Source organism: Blautia sp. St.27G3, assembly GCF_059728505.1.
Window position 1 is genome coordinate 836,482 of record NZ_BAAGFO010000002.1, and the last position, 18,051, is coordinate 854,532.

The 18,051-nt window shown below is 40.5% G+C and carries 21 protein-coding genes; 10 read left to right on the forward strand and 11 right to left on the reverse strand.

Annotated elements, in window-relative coordinates; genetic code table 11:
* Positions 1-103 precede the first annotated feature (103 nt).
* The 4 genes from AC6I2O_RS13450 to AC6I2O_RS13465 all read right to left on the reverse strand — a co-directional run bounded on the left by AC6I2O_RS13450 (position 104) and on the right by AC6I2O_RS13465 (position 3,442).
* Entirely contained in the window at positions 104-748 is a 645-nt protein-coding gene (locus AC6I2O_RS13450) for a GntR family transcriptional regulator (protein ID WP_120391975.1), read from the reverse strand.
* Between the two features lie 56 nt (positions 749-804).
* Positions 805-1,104, reverse strand: coding sequence for a hypothetical protein (locus tag AC6I2O_RS13455; protein ID WP_497742927.1), 300 nt, complete (start codon positions 1,102-1,104; stop codon positions 805-807).
* A gap of 326 nt (positions 1,105-1,430) precedes the next feature.
* Positions 1,431-2,726 carry a tyrosine-type recombinase/integrase gene (locus AC6I2O_RS13460; RefSeq protein ID WP_497742928.1) on the reverse strand — a complete coding sequence of 432 codons (1,296 nt, stop codon included), beginning with the start codon at positions 2,724-2,726 and terminating at the stop codon, positions 1,431-1,433.
* An 86-nt stretch (positions 2,727-2,812) separates the two neighbouring features.
* Positions 2,813-3,442 carry a helix-turn-helix domain-containing protein gene (locus AC6I2O_RS13465; protein ID WP_370808161.1) on the reverse strand — a complete coding sequence of 210 codons (630 nt, stop codon included), beginning with the start codon at positions 3,440-3,442 and terminating at the stop codon, positions 2,813-2,815.
* A gap of 175 nt (positions 3,443-3,617) precedes the next feature.
* On the opposite strand from AC6I2O_RS13465, the gene AC6I2O_RS13470 reads away from it, so the two are divergent.
* From AC6I2O_RS13470 to AC6I2O_RS13500, 7 genes are all read left to right on the forward strand, one after another.
* Entirely contained in the window at positions 3,618-3,848 is a 231-nt protein-coding gene (locus tag AC6I2O_RS13470) for a helix-turn-helix domain-containing protein (RefSeq protein WP_002578307.1), read from the forward strand.
* A 145-nt stretch (positions 3,849-3,993) separates the two neighbouring features.
* Positions 3,994-4,308, forward strand: a complete 315-nt coding sequence (locus AC6I2O_RS13475; protein WP_055273988.1) for a hypothetical protein — start codon at positions 3,994-3,996, stop codon at positions 4,306-4,308.
* Between the two features lie 328 nt (positions 4,309-4,636).
* Positions 4,637-6,358 (forward strand): MobA/MobL family protein, encoded by a 1,722-nt coding sequence (locus AC6I2O_RS13480; RefSeq protein ID WP_497742933.1) that lies wholly within the window; start codon positions 4,637-4,639, stop codon positions 6,356-6,358.
* Positions 6,342-7,046: a DUF6040 family protein gene (locus AC6I2O_RS13485; protein ID WP_497742934.1), complete on the forward strand. Its 705-nt coding sequence runs from the start codon at positions 6,342-6,344 to the stop codon at positions 7,044-7,046. The genes AC6I2O_RS13480 and AC6I2O_RS13485 overlap by 17 nt, the downstream gene beginning before the upstream one ends.
* Before the next feature lie 187 nt (positions 7,047-7,233).
* The gene (locus tag AC6I2O_RS13490; protein ID WP_117498834.1) at positions 7,234-7,554 is read left to right on the forward strand and encodes an autorepressor SdpR family transcription factor; all 321 of its coding nucleotides are present in this window, start codon (positions 7,234-7,236) and stop codon (positions 7,552-7,554) included.
* Entirely contained in the window at positions 7,529-8,128 is a 600-nt protein-coding gene (locus AC6I2O_RS13495; RefSeq protein ID WP_497742936.1) for an SdpI family protein, read from the forward strand. Before AC6I2O_RS13490 ends, AC6I2O_RS13495 begins: the two co-directional genes overlap by 26 nt.
* A 25-nt stretch (positions 8,129-8,153) precedes the next feature.
* Positions 8,154-8,561: a PH domain-containing protein gene (locus tag AC6I2O_RS13500; protein ID WP_497742937.1), complete on the forward strand. Its 408-nt coding sequence runs from the start codon at positions 8,154-8,156 to the stop codon at positions 8,559-8,561.
* A 110-nt stretch (positions 8,562-8,671) separates the two neighbouring features.
* Here AC6I2O_RS13500 and AC6I2O_RS13505 read toward each other — a convergent pair whose 3' ends face one another.
* Positions 8,672-9,829, reverse strand: a complete 1,158-nt coding sequence (locus AC6I2O_RS13505; protein ID WP_497742938.1) for a sensor histidine kinase — start codon at positions 9,827-9,829, stop codon at positions 8,672-8,674.
* The gene (locus tag AC6I2O_RS13510; protein ID WP_497742939.1) at positions 9,826-10,506 is read right to left on the reverse strand and encodes a response regulator transcription factor; all 681 of its coding nucleotides are present in this window, start codon (positions 10,504-10,506) and stop codon (positions 9,826-9,828) included. The genes AC6I2O_RS13505 and AC6I2O_RS13510 overlap by 4 nt, the downstream gene beginning before the upstream one ends.
* 93 nt (positions 10,507-10,599) lie before the next feature.
* On the opposite strand from AC6I2O_RS13510, the gene AC6I2O_RS13515 reads away from it, so the two are divergent.
* The 3 genes from AC6I2O_RS13515 to AC6I2O_RS13525 are packed head-to-tail and all read left to right on the forward strand — an operon-like array spanning position 10,600 to position 12,567.
* A complete protein-coding gene (locus tag AC6I2O_RS13515) occupies positions 10,600-10,743 on the forward strand; it encodes a CD1871A family CXXC motif-containing protein (RefSeq protein WP_009263530.1) in 144 nt (47 codons plus the stop codon).
* Positions 10,736-11,623 (forward strand): 4Fe-4S binding protein, encoded by an 888-nt coding sequence (locus AC6I2O_RS13520; RefSeq protein ID WP_009263529.1) that lies wholly within the window; start codon positions 10,736-10,738, stop codon positions 11,621-11,623. The genes AC6I2O_RS13515 and AC6I2O_RS13520 overlap by 8 nt, the downstream gene beginning before the upstream one ends.
* Positions 11,624-11,664: 41 nt before the next feature.
* Positions 11,665-12,567, forward strand: coding sequence for a TlpA disulfide reductase family protein (locus tag AC6I2O_RS13525; protein ID WP_497742942.1), 903 nt, complete (start codon positions 11,665-11,667; stop codon positions 12,565-12,567).
* Between the two features lie 56 nt (positions 12,568-12,623).
* On the opposite strand, the gene AC6I2O_RS13530 is transcribed toward AC6I2O_RS13525, so the two are convergent.
* From AC6I2O_RS13530 to AC6I2O_RS13550, 5 genes are all read right to left on the reverse strand, one after another.
* Positions 12,624-12,860 carry a DUF6061 family protein gene (locus tag AC6I2O_RS13530; protein WP_074731292.1) on the reverse strand — a complete coding sequence of 79 codons (237 nt, stop codon included), beginning with the start codon at positions 12,858-12,860 and terminating at the stop codon, positions 12,624-12,626.
* A gap of 376 nt (positions 12,861-13,236) precedes the next feature.
* A complete protein-coding gene (locus AC6I2O_RS13535; protein ID WP_120391976.1) occupies positions 13,237-13,620 on the reverse strand; it encodes a rhodanese-like domain-containing protein in 384 nt (127 codons plus the stop codon).
* Between the two features lie 54 nt (positions 13,621-13,674).
* Positions 13,675-14,421, reverse strand: a complete 747-nt coding sequence (locus AC6I2O_RS13540) for an SDR family NAD(P)-dependent oxidoreductase (protein ID WP_497742943.1) — start codon at positions 14,419-14,421, stop codon at positions 13,675-13,677.
* 317 nt (positions 14,422-14,738) lie between these two features.
* Positions 14,739-17,222, reverse strand: a complete 2,484-nt coding sequence (locus AC6I2O_RS13545; protein WP_497742944.1) for a DEAD/DEAH box helicase family protein — start codon at positions 17,220-17,222, stop codon at positions 14,739-14,741.
* On the reverse strand, positions 17,186-17,785 hold the full coding sequence (locus AC6I2O_RS13550; RefSeq protein WP_120393766.1) for a class I SAM-dependent methyltransferase: 600 nt from the start codon (positions 17,783-17,785) through the stop codon (positions 17,186-17,188). The genes AC6I2O_RS13545 and AC6I2O_RS13550 overlap by 37 nt, the downstream gene beginning before the upstream one ends.
* Positions 17,786-18,051: the final 266 nt, after the last annotated feature.

An 18,051-nucleotide genomic window follows, 5' to 3' on the forward strand; every position in this document is an offset into this window, starting at 1 on the left:
CATTTTTTGCACCGCTGCATACCTCGCCTGTTTTCTTTGATGCAAAAAATTCTGCCGTAAACAGCCCCTGCCCTACCGGAATATGTCTTCTTCTGATATGATTTTATGAAATACAGTACCGCCCATTTGCCTGCAGAACCCGTGTAAAGTCCTCCCGCGCTTCCTGGATATGGCTTTGCATCGCAGCTTTTGCATCCTGTTCTCTTCCCTCTAAAATACTGTGAATAATATCGAGGTGCTCTGCGTACCCCTTTTTCCTCCTTTCTTCATATTTGGATGAGATAATGCGTATCCGCTGAGTCTTTGCCATCAGACTGTCCATAAATTTCACCAGCATATGATTCCCGGTACACTGTGCAATGTACATATGTAATTTATTATCCAAAATAGAATACTGATAGATATCCAGCGTATTCACATTCTGAAACTGCTCCAGCAGCTCCGACATCACGGTTTGGCTGCTCTGTCTGGCCGCAAGCGCCGCACTTGCCGGCTCCAGCAGTTCGCGAAGATCGTACAGGTTATTGATATCCTTCATGGAAATCTGTGAAACAATAATCGCTCTGCGCGGCATAACATCGAGAAATTCCTCCTCTGCCAAAACATTCAAAGCTTCCCTGACCGGAGTGCGGCTCATATTCAGTTCTTCGCATAATGCTCTTTCGTCGATAAAATCCCCTGGCTGATATGCGCAGGTAATAATCCGCTCCCGTATTACTTCATATGCTTTTTCTTTTAAACTCTTCATATGCCTCTCCTGTGATATATTAGTAATATATTACCAGATAGGTCAAATTTTGTCAATTAATATTTCTTTACAAGCTGCGAAATCAACGCCCTGCAAGTATGCATCTGTATACAGGCATAGAAATCCTCCGTTACTTCTTTTCCTTTTCCTATCGTTGTAGCATGATTCGCGTCTTCTTCTGTTTCCCAGAGAACAAAATCCGTCCACACATTCCCCTGTAAATAATGTTCCCAGGAAATAAATCCTTTCGCCTTAGAAATGACCTCATCGTGTAACTTTTGTGTTTTTTCGATAAACTGTTCCTCACTCACATTTTTCTTCAGCTTGTATGAAAAAATCCATGCTGTCTTTGCCATATCCGTTTCTCCTTTTTCATTTTAATTCAGCAAACAACTTCAATTACAGGCATTTGATGTAATTTTCTGTGCTTACAAATAGAATCTGTTAGAATCTGTTTGCCCGGTCACCCAATCCTGTCTGATTCCAAACCCGCATATCATAATCGAAATTTGTGGAGAGATTTCCTGAACTTTCCTTATTTTACAGGCTTTCCAGCCCCTTAGATAGTGAAATGATATGTATTTTCCCTTATTTTTGCCCTTGTGAGGAATCCGCAAGGGAAATAAGGGAAATTTTATGCCAAAGTATGTAAGAGAAGTTGCCAGTGGCAAGTTCTCTGTATTTAAGCATTGCTCGCTACTTTATCAAGAAGTCTTGCGGAATCCCGTTTAGCTTTTCTTGTTGAGTGAGCGTAAATATTCATTGTGGTACTGACGTCAGAATGTCCTAACAGTTCCTGTACATCTTTCGGAGCCGCCCCATTCGAGAGCAGGTTGCTGGTGTAGGTGTGCCGTAACTGGTGAAAGTGAAAATCTTCAAATCCTTCCAGCTTCTTTGACACTGACCTGCATACAATGCCGAGTGTACTCGGCAGTTCCAGACTACCATCCGGTCTGAGGCAGACAAAGGATATTTCTTTATAATCTGCCGGGACTTCCTGCGTTCCGTCAAGGTGATAGTATTCATAATACACCCTGTTTTTTACATGCACCTCTTTGTAGTAGTTGCGGTGGTAAAGTTCCCCGTACTGCATCCGGCTTTTCAGTTGTTCCCGTCTTGCTGCTTTCAATATTTCAGTCAGCGTATCTCCAAAATCAACAAGCCTTACTTTCTTTCGCTTGGTTGTTCCAATCACATTTTTATGCTTCGTTCCGTCATAACGGATACTGCGTTTTATGGTCAGGCATTGTTCTTCAAGGTTGATGTCCTGCCATGTAAGACCACAGGTTTCCCCGATACGAAGTCCTGCATAATATGCGATCTGAATCGGCAGAATCGCAGGTGGATTTTTCTTTTCCAGATACTTGATGAGCCGTTCATAATCCTCATGTGAAATCGGCTGTGTGCCTTCCTCGACTTCATCATCGGAAAAGAGGTCAACTTCCTCAGCCTGCCTTTTCAGCTTAATATACTGCATCGGATTGAAACTGATTAACTGTTTTGGAAATACTGCAAAACGGAATGACTGCTGTAACACTGCGGAAAAAGAATGGATATAATCTTTGCTGTATCCTTTTCTCACTTTCCCGTCTGGAAACTCGCCACCGAATGTAAGCAGGTCGAGAAACGCCTGTAAATGTTCGGCGGTAACTGTTTTCAGCTTGCGGTCTGCAATCGGGTGTTTTTTGATACAGCGGATTGCACCAAGATAATTTTCCACTGTGCCGTTGCTGAGTGTCCCGGTTTTCAGTTCTTCTTCTGACCACATGTCCAGAAGTTCACCTACGGTAAGATTATCTGCCTTTGCAACAAATTTCTTATCTTCGTAATCTTCCAGTGCTTTGCGGAGAAGTTTTTCCGTTTCACTTTTGCTTTCAGTTCCGGCGTATTCTTTCTGAACCATTTTGCCGCTTGCGTCCTCTACATAGAAGCGGTAGTACCATTTCTTTCCTTTCTTTCTAACAGATCCTTTTGCCATAATCGTATGTCTCCTTTCGATATCAGACAATCGGAACTGCTGAAATGCTTCTTGCGTGTAAGTATATCATAACTCCGATTATCTTACTATACCGTTTCAGAATCCTCATACATAACTTCGGATAAAAGATTTGCAAGTCTTTGTTCTGCTGTTTCCGGTTTCTTGGAATAGAGTCTTACAATATCTGCCATGTCATTCAATGCGTTGACAGTATGGGTAATCTCCCTGAGAAACATAATCTCGTTATATTCATCATTCGATTCAAACCCCAGTGTTTTGGCAATGTCCGCTTCTTTTGTATTGCCCTTGTAATTTTTGCAGGCATACTGGAACGAATCCAGAAACAGTTCATATTGTTTCAACATTAACAGCAGTAAGTCTTTGGAAAAAGCATCTTCTGTTTTCGTAAGGTCAAGAGGTAATTGTTTGAGAATATCCGTCATTGCATCACGAATCTGTAATTCCCTTTTATCCGTAATGTCTGTTTCGTATTCGTCTGTTTCCCCTCTGAGCCATTCCACAGATACATGTAGAGCTTCTGAAAGACCTTCCAGCACCATTTTCTTCGTATTGTCAATCGTTCCGGCTTCATATCTCTGGATTGTAGATGCAGTCACACCCATCTTCTCAGCGATATAAGGCTGTGTCAGATTCAATTCTGTACGGCGCTGTTTTGCCCTGCTACCGATCAGCTTGCGTAATTCTTTATCTTTCATGCTGATGTGCCTCCTTTTTCGGTATGTCATTACTATACCACATAACAAATAATATTGCAATATGCAATCCAATAACAAATGATACAATTTCGTAATGCTTGACAGGACGATATAAACACGTTATACTGACAGCACAAAAGAAATTGCATAATGCAATTTTCAAGGAGGTGGTCACATGACGCAAAGAAAGATTGCCTTATCTATTGAGGAAGCTGCTGATTATACAGGAATCGGCAGGAACACCCTGAGAAAGCTGGTGGAGTGGAAGAAACTTCCGGTATTAAAGGTCGGGAGAAAAGTCCTGATCAAAACGGATATGCTGGAACTCTTCATGGAAGCCAACGAGGGCAGGGACTTGAGGGATAAGGGAAATGTAAAAGCCGTCACAAGAAACGGTTCAACTTAAAAAAGCGGTTCCCGAAGAAACCGCCAAAGGTTCTATCAGACCGAAGCCATGATATACCTACACGCAAGCAGATTATACCATGTACCTCGTCTGACAGACAACAGAGAACTTATGTTTGGTAAAAAAAGAAAGGACGATGATATTTATGGCAAGATCAACAAAGAGTTATGAGGAGCGTCTGCTCCAGTTGGAAAAAAGAGAACAGGAAAGCCTTGAAAAAGCGAAACAGTACGCAGCACAGAAACGGGAACTGAAGAAGCGTCAGAAAGATGTGGAAACGAAAAAACGAACACACAGGCTCTGTCAGATCGGCGGTGCGGTGGAATCAGTGCTTGGTTCTGCGATTGAGGAAGAAGATATTCCGAAGCTGGTCGGTTTCTTAAAAAGGCAGGAAGCAAATGGGAAATTCTTCTCAAAGGCAATGCAGAAAGAGCCAGTTACAAATACGGAGGAAGTGTAATGCCGGAGGGAGTGGAGTTTCCATTCCCTTCATTGCTTTTTCATGAAGGGCACACTTATGGACAACCAGAGGTCGTCCGTATAAGTTTGCCACAGGTGGCAACCGGTCTGCGCTTACGCTTGCCGGGCTCGTTCCGTCGGCGGGGCTTTCAGCCAGACCTGCTCATGCCGCAGGAGGCACTCTTCGCCAGAGGGGCGCATTCCATGCAGGCTGTTATGCACAGGGCACTCTTATGCAGAGGGTGTTCCGGCAGATACCATTTTCTTTTAGGGAAAAGGTTACCTGCCGGAAATCAAAGCCGGATACGGCAGAAAGGGGGAAACGGATCATGGCGATTTTTCATTATACAGTAAAGATTGTTGGACGCAGCAAAGGAAAATCCATCATATCGGCATCTGCCTATCTCAATGGCGATGTGATGAAAAATGAAGAAACAGGCAGGATCAGCTGCTATACTTCGAAAAAAGAAGTCGTTTATACCAGCCTGCTGATGTGTGAAAATGCACCGCAGGAATGGCAGGATGTACCTGCTGAAAATATCAGACGGTTCCAGAAATCTGCCCGATATAAAAGGGCAGATAACAAAGAAACCACACTGGAAAAATTTAAACTTACTTTTCAGAAACAGCGTTTGTGGAATGAAGTTTTGAAGATTGAGAAGACCTCGGATGCACAACTCGGCAGGTCATTTGAATTTTCACTTCCGAAAGAATGGAGCCGACAGGAACAGATTGATTATACAACCGAATATATTCAAAAGACCTTTGTAGATAAGGGAATGTGTGCGGACTGGAGTATCCATGATAAAGGAGATGGAAATCCTCATGTGCATTTACTTGTGACGATGAGACCATTCAATCCAGACCACTCATGGGGGAACAAAGAAGTCAAGGATTGGGATTTTGTCAGAGATGAAAATGGAAATATCGTGGAGGATGAATCCCATCCGGACTGGTGGCAGGATAAAAAGAACCCTGCCCGTCATGGAATCCGAATCCCGGTATTGGACGAAAATGGCAATCAGAAAATCGGTGCAAGGAACCGTAAACAGTGGAAACGTGTATTAACCGATGCTACCGGATGGAACAATCCAAAAAATTGTGAACTATGGCGGAGCGAATGGGCAAACGTCTGTAATGCACATTTGAAAACGGAAAATCACATTGACCACCGTTCTTATGCAAGGCAGGGGAAATTAGAGATACCGACGATCCATGAGGGTGCGGATGCCAGAAAAATTGATGAGAAATTTCAGAACGGACAGACACAATCAGCGTCATGGAAAGTGGTAGAAAACCAGATCATAAAAAGACAAAATGCACTGCTGAATAAAATACAGATTTCTTTCGGAAAGGTATCCGGTGCATTGACACAATGGAAGGAGCGATTGGATGACATTAGAAGAAAGCCGGGAAGTCATTCCCATGATGGAGACAATGATAAACCAGATCGAGGAACAGCAGAATCTTATGGCAGCGATGGTACAGGAATTGCAGGAACGGGATCGACAGCTCCTGTCTTTTCAGGAACAGAACCAGAGTTTAAAAAGCTTAAACAGCGAATTATCCGGGCTGCTGAATCTTTTACCAGATACAGAAGAACTGCTCTCACAGATCGAGCAACAGAAAACCAGAATCGAACAGTTGGAAACCGAGAATCAGCAATGGCAGGAATTAACGCAGAAGCTGAACAGCGAGAACAGCTTATTGCAGAAACAGAACAGCGAATTGCTGACCTTAAACAGCAGATAGAGAAAGCGAGGGAGATTGATGAACGGATGCAGAAACTCAGAGAACGTCGGGCAGGTGGAAGAACTTCTGCAGATGACAGAACAGATGCAGGACGAACTGGATCAGAAAGACCAGACAATTCAGGAACTGAACAGGCAGCTAAGCGAATCGCTGACCTTGAACGAGAAATTGAACAGCGAAAACAGAGCCGAGAATATCGAAGCATTGTGGACAAGATTAAGGCAAACAGAGGAACGATTGATCAGCGAGACAGACAACAGGAAAAGAGCCGACGCAGAAGTCGTGGCATGGAAATTTAAGTACGAAAAAGCAGAACAGGAAAAACTTTATGCACAGACACACCAAAAGACGGTTGAGGTAGCTGTTGAGAAAAAAGTGCCTTATGAGAAATGCGAAAAATGTGACCGTACTGCTTACCAGAAAGCAAAAGAAAAATGCGATAACCGTAAAAGGCAGTTGGAAAAGAAATATAAAAAAATGACGATTGGTTATGAAAGTATCCTGTTCCTGCTGGCATGGTACAGCATAACTACAACACTGTTTACTGCTATTCTTTCGCCAGTTTTCCTTAACGACTGTAACATCTTTTTCGGTGCGCTAGGAAAAGGAATGGGAAGCTTGTTTCGGGAGTTTGTCATAGGGGCAGATTCTTTCGGACAGTTAAGCAGCGGAATACCTAACCGTATCCTTTCCGGGCTTATGTACTGGCTGATCGTAGCCATTGTTATGGGGATTTTATTCATAATAACCGGATTACTGATAGTTGGGATTGGTTATCAGGTAGGAAAAATCTACCGGAAATATTGTTGGGATATCATCAGCATTGTGGAAGTTATTACAAGCACAGCCATTGCAATTTATTTTGGAGATTGGATAAAATCTGTTATTTCTATAAATCTCATTACACTATTATTACTGGTGCATGTGGTTTATATTGGAATCAGATGCTATGTGAAAGACTGGATGGAAGAAAGAGGATACTGTTGATATGGAGAATTAGATTTTTAAGAGTCTTTCGATATGTTAGATGAGTGCTATAAGAGATATCTGTTATTGAGGGCAGAGGGACAAAAAGCCTCTCTGCCCTTAATGAACAAAGCACGTTCTTTTAGAAAAATTTAGTCGTTGACAGATAACATATCTTGCATTATAATACATTTAACAATTAGGATAAATGTTAAACGAGGAGCGTGATGAATTCTTGGGTATACAAGATACATTAAAAGCACTGGCAGATCCAATACGACGTGAGATTTTAAATTTATTGAAGAATGGACGGCTTTCTGCTGGAGAGATATGTGAACATTTTTCAGTAACGGGAGCTTCTATATCCAGACATCTGGCAATATTGAAGGAGGCTGATTTAATCCGAAATAAAAGAGAGGGAAAATTTATTTATTATGAATTAAACACTTCCGTATTGGAAGATGTCATGTTGTGGATTATAGATTTGAAAGGAGTATCGGACGATGAAGGAAATGATAAAAAAATATAGAGGTTCATTAATTTGTTCTGTTCTGGTAATGCTCATCGGGGTTTTAGTAGGATTCACTAGTACACAGAGCATGTGGGCAAATGTGTTTTTTGTAGTGACGGATTGTGCGCTGGTGGCAATAATATTTTATGATAACCGGAACAGACAGCAGAGCCGCAAGATTATAGGAATGACGATGTGGATTATACCAATTATAACATTACTCTATAATGGTATTGCAAGACTGGTCAATATGGGTGCAGATATGGAAAATCTGTTTATGGCAGTAATTTACTATGGAACTGGACTGCTGTTTATGGTTATTGGAAATTATTTGCCAAAAGTGAAACAGAATAATACCATAGGAATAAGAGTTGTATGGTCTTTAATGGATGAAGAAAACTGGAATGCAACACATAGATTCAGCGGCAAATTATGGATGGCATCAGGTATTTTATGTATGCTTTGTGGACTTTTGGGGGAAAGCATGGCTGCACTGGTTGTGTATATTATAAGCATTATGGCAGCTGCAATCATTAGCATTCTCTACTCCTACCTTTTTATAAGAAAAAGCTGGCAACCGGAGAAGGCTTAAAAATTCAGTATAATACAAAAAAAGTGTGATATATCTGATCATCGCAATTTCCGCTATTGTGTTTACTATATGGACTTTGTTTTGGGGAAGCATTCAGATTCGTTGTAATGATCGTGATTTTAACATTGAAGCAAAAGGATGGAATGATTATACAGGGGAGTATTCGCAAATTGACAGCATTTCTTATGAAGAAAATGTATTGCAGAACGATAATGATTACAGAACTAATGGTTTTGGAAACCTGAAGTATGCTATGGGAAACTTCAAAAACGATATCTTCGGAGATTATATCCGCTACACTCATGCCTCCTGCCATTCATATGTTGTCGTGAACATAGATGGAAAAATATTAGTTGTAAATGGGGAAAATGACGCAGAGACAAAGGAAATCTATCAGAGAATAAGTGAGAAGGTGTCAAAGGAAAGAAAATAGTTGTCGGAAACGCTGAGAAGAAATTATTCTCAGTCAAATAACAAATTATTCTATTTTTCTCATTTAGCAAATCTGTTTTAATAGCGTTGACAAATGTGTAAAATGGAACGCTACATTGAATGCTGTGCAAAAGTCACCTCGAAAATCGTTCCCCCAGTCTTGCCTGATTTGATACAAATACTGCCATCATGTACTCTAACGATTTCACGGACAAAAGCAAGACCTAGCCCTACGCCACCCAGCTCCCGGCTTCTGGATTTATCCACACGGAAGAATGGCTCGAACACTCTCTCCCTAAGCTCCTTTGGTATTCCGCTTCCCGTATCTTCTACAGACAGATAAACATGCTTGTTTCTCTGATATGCGGTTACTGTAACCTGTCCGAGCGGATGATTATATTTGATGGCATTCTCAACCAGATTGTATACAAGCCTGTAAATAAGGATATCACTGCCTATCATAGTGGAATCCTCACATTTTCCAATCAGCTTTATATTCTTTTCCACGGCAAGAGGCTCAAGGTCTGCCAAAACCTCTTCAACAATAGCATCCAATATAATTTTATCATCCCTTCCCACCGTCTGAAGCTCACTCATGTCAAGAAGAGTCTTTACCATCCTGTTTAATTTATCATTTTGTTCCGTAACCATTTTTATGGTCTGCAAAGTGTCTGCATCATTTCCCGGGTGAGAGGCAGAATTATATAAATCAAGCTGTACCTGCATTAACGCTAATGGAGTACGCAGCTCATGTGCTGCATTTGCAGTAAACTGTCTCTGTATCTCAAATGCTTCCGACAGACGCTCAAGCATCTTATTATAAGAAATACCCAGCTGGTTCAGTTCCTTAACATTGTTTTCCTCTATTCTTGAATCAGACAGATTCTGAGCCTGTACCTCTTCAATTTTATCTGAAAACTCCCTGATTGGTCTGAGTGCATGCCCGCTTATAAAATAAGTGACGACACCTCCCAAAAGCGCCAGCAAAACCGTGATTATCAGACTGTTTCTTTTATAGTCGGCCTTATTATTGTACACCTGAAACGAAAATTCATCCGCAAACTCATCCCACTTATCGTCCGGTATGCTGATATATATTTCATCTGATTTGTTTCCTTTTTCATCCCCCTGTGACTCTACCGCATCCTGCAGAGAATCGATGTAATGCACACCATTTTTATAGACAAACATAGTCAGGCAGCCACATATAATAGCAATACACAATGTAGTAATGCACGTAAGTCTCCACTGTAGCGACATTCTTTTCATCTGTCAGACTCCTCCCGTATTTTATAGCCTTCACCTACCTTGTTCTGAATGGGATCATATCCCAGCTTCGCCTTAAGCTTTTTTCTAAGTGAAGACATATGTACCCTGATTGCTCCGCTAAAGCTGTCTGCCGTGGCATCCCACACATGCTCTATCAGCTCCTCCTGACTCACCGGTCTGCTTATATTGATAAGTAAATATTCCAAAATACCATTCTCTTTTCTTGTCAGTGGAACCGGCTCTTCCTTTGCATATGCCTCGCGTTTAATCGTATCAAACTTTATTTCTCCGCATTTAAGACATATATCATTCTGTACAAATTTCCTTCTTGTCAGGCTTCTGATACGTGCCTCAAGCTCCTGCAGATGGAATGGTTTTTCCATGTAATCATTTGCTCCTGCATCCAGTCCCTCTACCTTATCAGCAATCTGACCTCTTGCAGATAATATCAAAACCTTAGTTTCATCATTGTATTTTCTAAGCTCCTTAAGAAGCTCCATGCCATCCATCCCCGGCAGATTCAAATCCAAAACTATCAGATCATAATTCTCCGACAGTATACATTCAAGAGCCTCTTTCCCATCATAACAGGTATCCACCTCATAACCGGCAGCATACAGACTCTTTGCAACCATATCACATATTTGTTTCTCATCCTCAACAATTAATAATCTCAAAATGTTCTCCTGCTTCTTAACAATAATTTTACAACCTATATTGTATAATACCAAAGTCAGCTGGTCAACAATACAACAAAAAGGAGCAACATTATGTTGAAATACCAAAAAACATGTCAAATCATTCTGCTTATCCTTGGTGTATCCATGATAAGCTATGGTGCAGTCAGAGGTGAGGCGGCTACAGTGCTTGGTAAAGCAATAAAACTATGTCTGGAGTGTGTCGGAATTGGATAAGGAAAAGAAATTACTATCAAGAAAACTGGCAAAAATACGTGGCTGGATACAGGCCGCAGCAACGCTGCTGACCAATATTCATATTCCAAATTTATTTAAGGGTAAAATATATCAGGGCAATGCAAAAACAGTATGCGTACCCGGATTAAACTGCTACTCCTGCCCTGCCGCGACAGGAGCCTGTCCAATAGGGGCATTTCAGGCAGTTGTCGGATCATCAAAATTTAAGTTTTCATACTACATAACCGGATTTTTTATTTTACTCGGTGTAACTCTCGGCAGATTTATATGTGGTTTTTTGTGCCCATTTGGATGGTTTCAGGATTTACTTCATAAAATCCCCGGAAAGAAATTATCCACAGCCAAACTAAAGCCTCTTAGGTACCTAAAATATGTCATTCTTATTGTTTTCGTTATACTTCTTCCGATGCTTGTAACGAACTCTATAGGAATGGGAGACCCGTTCTTCTGCAAATATATCTGTCCTCAGGGTGTTTTAGAGGGTGCTATACCGTTATCTATTGGAAATGCTGCTATCCGTTCTGCGCTGGGAAAGCTTTTTTCTTTCAAGTGTATGATTTTAATTGCAGTGATTGTACTAAGTATCTTATTTTACAGGCCCTTCTGTAAATGGATTTGTCCGCTTGGAGCAATCTACTCATTATTTAATAAGGTCAGCCTGCTCAAAATCACCGTTGATAGCAGTAAATGTGTCGGATGCGGTCAATGCTCAAAGGCATGTAAGATGGATGTGGATGTGTGTAAGACACCGGATCACCCCGAGTGCATACGCTGCGGTGCCTGCATAAAGGCCTGTCCGAAGGACGCCATCTGCTACCGGTTTATGGGAAAATCATGTCAAAAAAATGACAACAGATAGCTATTAAACATTTTACTATTATTTTAAAGGAGAAATTACTCATGAAAAACAAATTATCATTTATTTCTATTTTTACACTCTGCATAGCATTATCACTTACAGCATGTGGCGTAAAGCAAGCTTCCACAACAGATTCTAAGAACACTCAGACTGAAGCCGGCTCAGAAGCATCCGGCAAATCAGATTCCAGGCTTGATGATTTATATCAGCAGGAAAATCAGCTTTTTGCAGATCACGCTGATGTGTGGAACAAGGCATTTGGCATGATGAACAAAAGTGACGCCGATCCAAACGGAAATTATGCTGATTATCTTGCCGGTACCGTAGAATCAAACAAGAATTCATTCACAGACGATGAGCTTAAAACACTTAATGAGGATATTGAAACCATACGAAAAATCGAGGAACAGATAGCAGAGCTTGAAAACAAAAATACATCATCAGACGATAACAAGAAGGACAGCTCTAAAGCCTCATCTGTATTCAGTGATTTTTCCGGTGAGGATTTTGATGGCAATAAGGTTGATGACAGCCTGTTTTCCGGTAATGCAGTAACAGTCATCAATTTCTGGTTTACCGGCTGCAAACCATGTGTCGCTGAATTATCCAAGCTTAACGAATTAAATGATGCTATCAAATCAATGGGCGGAGAAGTTGTTGGCATCAACACTGAGACCTTCGATGGCAATAAAACAGCTATCAAAGAGGCTGCCTCTGTTCTTGAAAGCCAGGGTGTCAAATATCGTAATCTGTCAATTGACTCCTCTAGTGCTGCCGGTAAATATGCCTCAGAAATCATGGCCTTTCCAACAACTATACTTGTTGACAGAAATGGCAATATTGTAGGCGAACCAATGCTCGGCGGAATTGATAACAAGGACAACTATGATGCCCTTATGAAGCAGATTCAGTCTGTAATTGATGCAGACAGCACAAATAAATAGAGGTCTACATATAAAAAGCTCCTGTGCATTGCACAGAGAGCTTTTTTTGAACATTACTATAATGTCAAGGAATCTTCTGCATCTACCCACATCTGTAAATTCCCATCAAGATACAGTCTCGCATATTCTAGTGGTTCATCAATGGCAAGTGTGTTTAATGCACAATCTGATCCGGGTGTGGTTCTCAAATTCTTTTCTGCTTCCCAGCAGTCAATGCGAAGCATATAGTCTGCACTGGTATAAACATCAATGCTGTTTCGTCCGGGATTATATTCTGCAAATATTGTTCTCATCGTATCTTATCTCCTTATCGTTCAATCAATGATTTGCTACAAAAATCAGAAGCATTTCAATCAGTTCACCATGTCACTTTTATTTTGTGTTATACTGTTTTATATAATTTTTTTGCCCTTGTATTTTCCCTTATCAGAGTTCGTAAACACTGGTGGGACGATATAACACAAGGGAAACAATAAGGGAAAGCTCACCTGCGACAAATCCAGTGTTTTCAATGGTTTGCGGAGAATTTAATAACAAAATATAACAGTTATTAAATTTCTTAAAACAGGTGAAATCTCAATCATAAATTTGTTTCAGAATCATTTTTGCATTAGTTGCTGTAACTACAACGTTCGTCACCGTATTGTAGACCGACAACCTCCGGTCAATCTATTCCGATACCGTTTCTCCAGTCCAGTCAATTATACCACCAAATTCTACGATATTCGTATAGCCCAAAGCCACTAACTTTTCGGATGCCTGTTTACTGCGGTTTCCGCTGCGGCAGTATACCAAAATAAGCTGATTCTTGTCTGGAAGTTCTGATATTTCTTCCGAACCAATTGTTTCGTTTGGAATATTGATTGCATCAGGGATATGTTTATCATCGAATTCTTCCACAGTCCGGACATCCAGGATGATGTAATTCTGCTCTTGCTCCATCATAACAGCTGCTTCGTCCATTGTAATCTGACGATAGCCCGCTTTCTCATCAGGCACACCATAGCCGCCTAAAAGAAGCAAAGAAAGTAACACGATTATGTAGCTTTTCATATGATTCCTCCTTATAAAACGGGACGGCCGAAAACCGCCCGTCTTTATCCTATATCAGCTTCTTGCCATACCATCTACGCTCAGCACAACACCAGTGATGTAAGACGCTTCATCCGAAGCCAGGAAAACAAAGGCATTGGCAATATCTTCAGGCTGTCCTAAGCGACGCAGAGGGATTTTCGCGATCAGCGGATCAATCACTTCCTTCGGCACGGCCTTCATCATGTCCGTCTCTGTAATACCGGGCGCCACTGCATTAACACGGATTCCTTTTGGCCCCAGTTCCCGCGCTAAAGATACGGTCAGACCATTTACTGCAAACTTAGATGCCGGGTAAGCAAAACCACTGGGCTGACCTGAAATGCTGACCATCGAGGAAGTGGAAAGAACAACGCCCTTTCCTCTGGCCACCATACACTCAGCGGCAGCACGAGTTGCATTGAACACACCCTTCACGTTCAAATCCATAACTTTATCAAAGGTATTTTCCGTATATTCCATAAACGGGGTACTTTCAGAAACGCCTGCATTATTGACCAGAATATCGACGCATCCATATTTACCGGTAACTTCTTTGAACGCTTCTCTTACTGATTCCATACTTGCCAGGTTTGGACTGATACCTGCAACGATTGCCTCAGGATATTTTTCCTTTAGCTGAGCAACCGCCTTATCTGCAGAGGCCTGAGAACTTGCTGTCACAATAACTGTTGCTCCTTCTTCCAGGAATCTATCTGCGGTGGCAAACCCAATGCCACGGCTTCCGCCAGTGATGATCGCAACTTTATCTTTTAATCTCATATTAAGTACCTCCTTGTTTTTGTTTTGTGTTTTCAATATACCTGCTTTTCGTTTCATTTTCTGTGATGATATCACAAATATGACAGATTTGTTGAACTATAACATTTATTATGGGACTTTGCATTCTCATTTATCCGTTCGGGAAGATTATCTGCGTTGTGTTTTTCTCTTTGTCTTAATAAATTATCACATAAATGTCTGTTTTTCCATAAAAAAGTGACAATCCGCTTTTACTGCGAATTGCCACTTTCCTTGTGACATTTTCAATTCTGTTTGCTCTTTAAATCTTGTACCTCCAATCACATGTATAGTATCAACTACACTTTCCCGGTATATCTCCTACGATAATACTCCATCGTGCGATATTCCAGAATATCCTTCATATGCTTTTTAAATGCCTCATTTCCTATTACTTCGCTCAAATCGTCCCTAACCGCAAGCACATAACCGTCTTTCTCAATAAAGAAACCTTTTCCAGAGGCCTTTAAGAATCTAACCGGCATACTTTTTGCCTTGCTCAGATGCTGCTTATCTGTCATCGTTTTATAATCAGCATAAGATATGCCCGCAGAAAAATCTTTCCAGTTCGTTCCATTATCAAAAAATCTTTTCCACGCTGCTAATACTTCTTCCTCTTTCACAGCCAGGCGCACATCACCATCGTTATAAAAACTATATAAAATCGGCATCTTATATACTTTCTGCATATCTGTAGTTTCAATGAGCGACAAAAACTCTCTTCCGATTCCTGAATATACTTTGTTCTCATCCTCAGACAATTCCTGCATTTCATTCAAAAATTCCATATATTTCCGAAACGGATTTTCCTTCGCATGTTTGATACAATATTGATAAATATCATCCTCCATATAGGTAAACAGCTCCATTCGAGTAGGTACTTTGCCGTCTAACAATTCCTTCACTTTGTAAAATTCCTGCTTTATCCGCTCCTTAACCGATAACGTTTTTTTATCCAGTTCTTTGAATAAATCAATCAATTTCATATCGAAATCAACGATACAATCATCAGGATATTCTATATCGCTGTAATCATATCCAGATTTTTCGGTCAAGCTCTTCCTGCCGCTTAACAGCAGCGGTGCCCGTCCTGCCTTTTCATAATTCCCAATAAAATCCAGCACATTTAAATACTCTTTGCCTTTACTGGTACGAAGACCGCGTCCTAATTGCTGTAAAAATACGATGGGGGATTCCGTTGGTCTTAAAAACATAACCAGATCAAGTGTAGCAATATCTACACCTTCGTTAAACATATCTACTGAGAAGATTACCCGGATTTCCTGATTCTTCAGTTTATCAATTGCTTTATCCCTTTCTTCTGAAAATTCTCCATCCGCATTGCTATATACTGCAACAGCCTTTATACCTCTTTTGCAAAATTCCTTTGCCATTTCTTCCGCATGTTTTCTGGAACAGCAAAACCCCAGTGCACGCTTGGAGCGGTATTTTATGTAATATTTATAAATCAAATCATAGCGTTTTACATTGCCAATATAAGCTTCATTCAATTCCTTCTCGTCATAATGCCCCTTTACAAGATGCAGCGATGAGTAGTCTGTTTCATCATAAATGCCATAATAGTGGAATGGAACCAACGCCCCTTTATTGATTGCTTCTTGCAAAGAAATCTCATATGGAACATTGTAATCGCAGATTTCATAAATGTTTTTTCCATCCATTCTTTCAGGCGTAGCAGTCAGCCCCAACAAAAATTGCGGTTTAAAATAATTTACGATTCTTTGATACTGTTCATTTACCGCATGATGAAATTCATCTATGACCAGATAATTAAAATAATCCGGTGAAAAAAAATCTTCTGTCAGATATTCCTTTCTGCCAAGCGTTGCAACAGAAGCGAAAATTACTGACTTATCAGTATCTTTCTGTTTTCCATAGAAAAACCCATAGTCTTCCGAATGTCTCACATTTTTAAAGGATACTGCTGCTTGCTTTAATATTTCCTCCCTATGTGCTACAAATAAGACCCGCTCATACTTTGCAGAGTCGAATGCAGCCAGATATGTCTTACCCACGCCGGTGGCCGCCTGCACTAATCCCTTTGTTGCACCTTCTGATCTGCTGTCTTCCAAAGCATACAACGCTTCGATCTGCGCCCCTCTTGGATGAAACAGCATCGCAACTTTCGTATCAGTGTCTTCTTCTAAAAGATCATATTTCGCCAGATCTTTTGATACAGCTGGCTTGTGCCAATTTTTAGAATATCTGGTCAGTTCCTCATCATCAATCACAATAGAATGATTTTCAAACAAATCCAAAAAAGTTTCATAGAATAAACCAAAATTTTTCTTATCATCCTGACTGTTAAAACGATAATTCCACTCAATGCCGGAAGTTAACGCACTCCTTGATATATTGGAAGACCCAATATATATTTCCCCGATATTACCATAGTGAAAAATATACGACTTCGGATGAAAAGAACGTTCCTTATTATTATAAAATCTCAAATCCACCCGATTGCCTAATTCCTTTTTGATCAAACACAAGGCTGACGGTTGCGTGATACCAAGATAATTCCCGGTAAGAATTCTTACCTCAGCGCCACGCTCCAACGCCGCTTTCAAATCCTTCAGAAGCATTCTCACGCCGGATTCCATAAGAAAGGAAACAATTATATCAATCTTATTTGCGTTTAACATACTTCTTTTTAACTGGTAGTATAAAAATCGATTTCTATTTTTATCACCAGTCATAACATCTGTATATTCTATTTGTAATTCATCTATCTCTGTCTTTTCCGCAAAATCAGATTGAGCCATTTTTCTTCTCCTCTTCCCGGCCGTACATCCGAAGTTATCCATTGCTCTTCCACATCCAAACCCTTTATTTTACTTAAAAATTCGGCAAATGTCTCCTCTGTCATGTCTGTGAAAAATCGTCCATCTCTCTCACCTGCAAAAGTTCCATATTTAAAAGATGTATAGATAATCCCTTTCTCCTTTAAGGCGATTACCATCTTTCTCATTACTTCAGCCAGTTCGTCAATCGGTAAATGTAATATAGAAGAACAGGCCCAGATGCCATCATACCGGCCTACTTCTGACAATTCCTGAAAAATCATATTTTTGACTTCAATTTCCGTATATCTGCTCGCTAACTTGCACAATTCTTTAGAACCATCAACGGCATCTACCCGATACCCCTGTTCCAGAAAAAATTTTGTGTCGCGTCCAGAACCACAACCAAAATCAAGTATGTAAGAACCTCTTCGCAATTTTGCTAAAAAATGCCTTTGCATTGTAGCAAATTCAACATTCACTGTACTTTTATAAAATCGATCCGCATGGATATCATAGTAACCAAGCGTAGTATTATATTCCATAAGCTTCCCTTCTTAAATATGAGGCCTTTTTATCTGTACGATAATACTCACTCCACATTCCAGCGCTGAACCTATATGTAACAAAGAATATGTGGATATTCTTTCATGTGATGATTCATAAATATAATCTAATTCATCCCTACAAACCGCAATTTGATTATACCGCCTTAGACTGCCTTATTTCCCTTATCAAAAGTATCATACCGTATACGCCTACAAGCAAAAGAATGATATCCTCATACGCATTAAAAATGATTGTGCGTCCA

What these genes read in the sequence shown, in the direction of transcription:
- AC6I2O_RS13535 (WP_120391976.1), bottom strand. Translation starts at nt 13,620, where the DNA reads ATGAAAAGCTACATAATCGTGTTACTTTCTTTGCTTCTTTTAGGCGGC.
- AC6I2O_RS13525 (WP_497742942.1), top strand. Translation starts at nt 11,665, where the DNA reads ATGAAAAACAAATTATCATTTATTTCTATTTTTACACTCTGCATAGCA.
- AC6I2O_RS13545 (WP_497742944.1), bottom strand. Translation starts at nt 17,222, where the DNA reads ATGGCTCAATCTGATTTTGCGGAAAAGACAGAGATAGATGAATTACAA.
- AC6I2O_RS13480 (WP_497742933.1), top strand. Translation starts at nt 4,637, where the DNA reads ATGGCGATTTTTCATTATACAGTAAAGATTGTTGGACGCAGCAAAGGA.
- AC6I2O_RS13455 (WP_497742927.1), bottom strand. Translation starts at nt 1,104, where the DNA reads ATGGCAAAGACAGCATGGATTTTTTCATACAAGCTGAAGAAAAATGTG.
- AC6I2O_RS13470 (WP_002578307.1), top strand. Translation starts at nt 3,618, where the DNA reads ATGACGCAAAGAAAGATTGCCTTATCTATTGAGGAAGCTGCTGATTAT.
- AC6I2O_RS13540 (WP_497742943.1), bottom strand. Translation starts at nt 14,421, where the DNA reads ATGAGATTAAAAGATAAAGTTGCGATCATCACTGGCGGAAGCCGTGGC.
- AC6I2O_RS13475 (WP_055273988.1), top strand. Translation starts at nt 3,994, where the DNA reads ATGGCAAGATCAACAAAGAGTTATGAGGAGCGTCTGCTCCAGTTGGAA.
- AC6I2O_RS13495 (WP_497742936.1), top strand. Translation starts at nt 7,529, where the DNA reads ATGAAGGAAATGATAAAAAAATATAGAGGTTCATTAATTTGTTCTGTT.
- AC6I2O_RS13550 (WP_120393766.1), bottom strand. Translation starts at nt 17,785, where the DNA reads ATGGAATATAATACTACGCTTGGTTACTATGATATCCATGCGGATCGA.
- AC6I2O_RS13515 (WP_009263530.1), top strand. Translation starts at nt 10,600, where the DNA reads ATGTTGAAATACCAAAAAACATGTCAAATCATTCTGCTTATCCTTGGT.
- AC6I2O_RS13460 (WP_497742928.1), bottom strand. Translation starts at nt 2,726, where the DNA reads ATGGCAAAAGGATCTGTTAGAAAGAAAGGAAAGAAATGGTACTACCGC.
- AC6I2O_RS13450 (WP_120391975.1), bottom strand. Translation starts at nt 748, where the DNA reads ATGAAGAGTTTAAAAGAAAAAGCATATGAAGTAATACGGGAGCGGATT.
- AC6I2O_RS13530 (WP_074731292.1), bottom strand. Translation starts at nt 12,860, where the DNA reads ATGAGAACAATATTTGCAGAATATAATCCCGGACGAAACAGCATTGAT.
- AC6I2O_RS13505 (WP_497742938.1), bottom strand. Translation starts at nt 9,829, where the DNA reads ATGAAAAGAATGTCGCTACAGTGGAGACTTACGTGCATTACTACATTG.
- AC6I2O_RS13465 (WP_370808161.1), bottom strand. Translation starts at nt 3,442, where the DNA reads ATGAAAGATAAAGAATTACGCAAGCTGATCGGTAGCAGGGCAAAACAG.
- AC6I2O_RS13490 (WP_117498834.1), top strand. Translation starts at nt 7,234, where the DNA reads ATGTTAAACGAGGAGCGTGATGAATTCTTGGGTATACAAGATACATTA.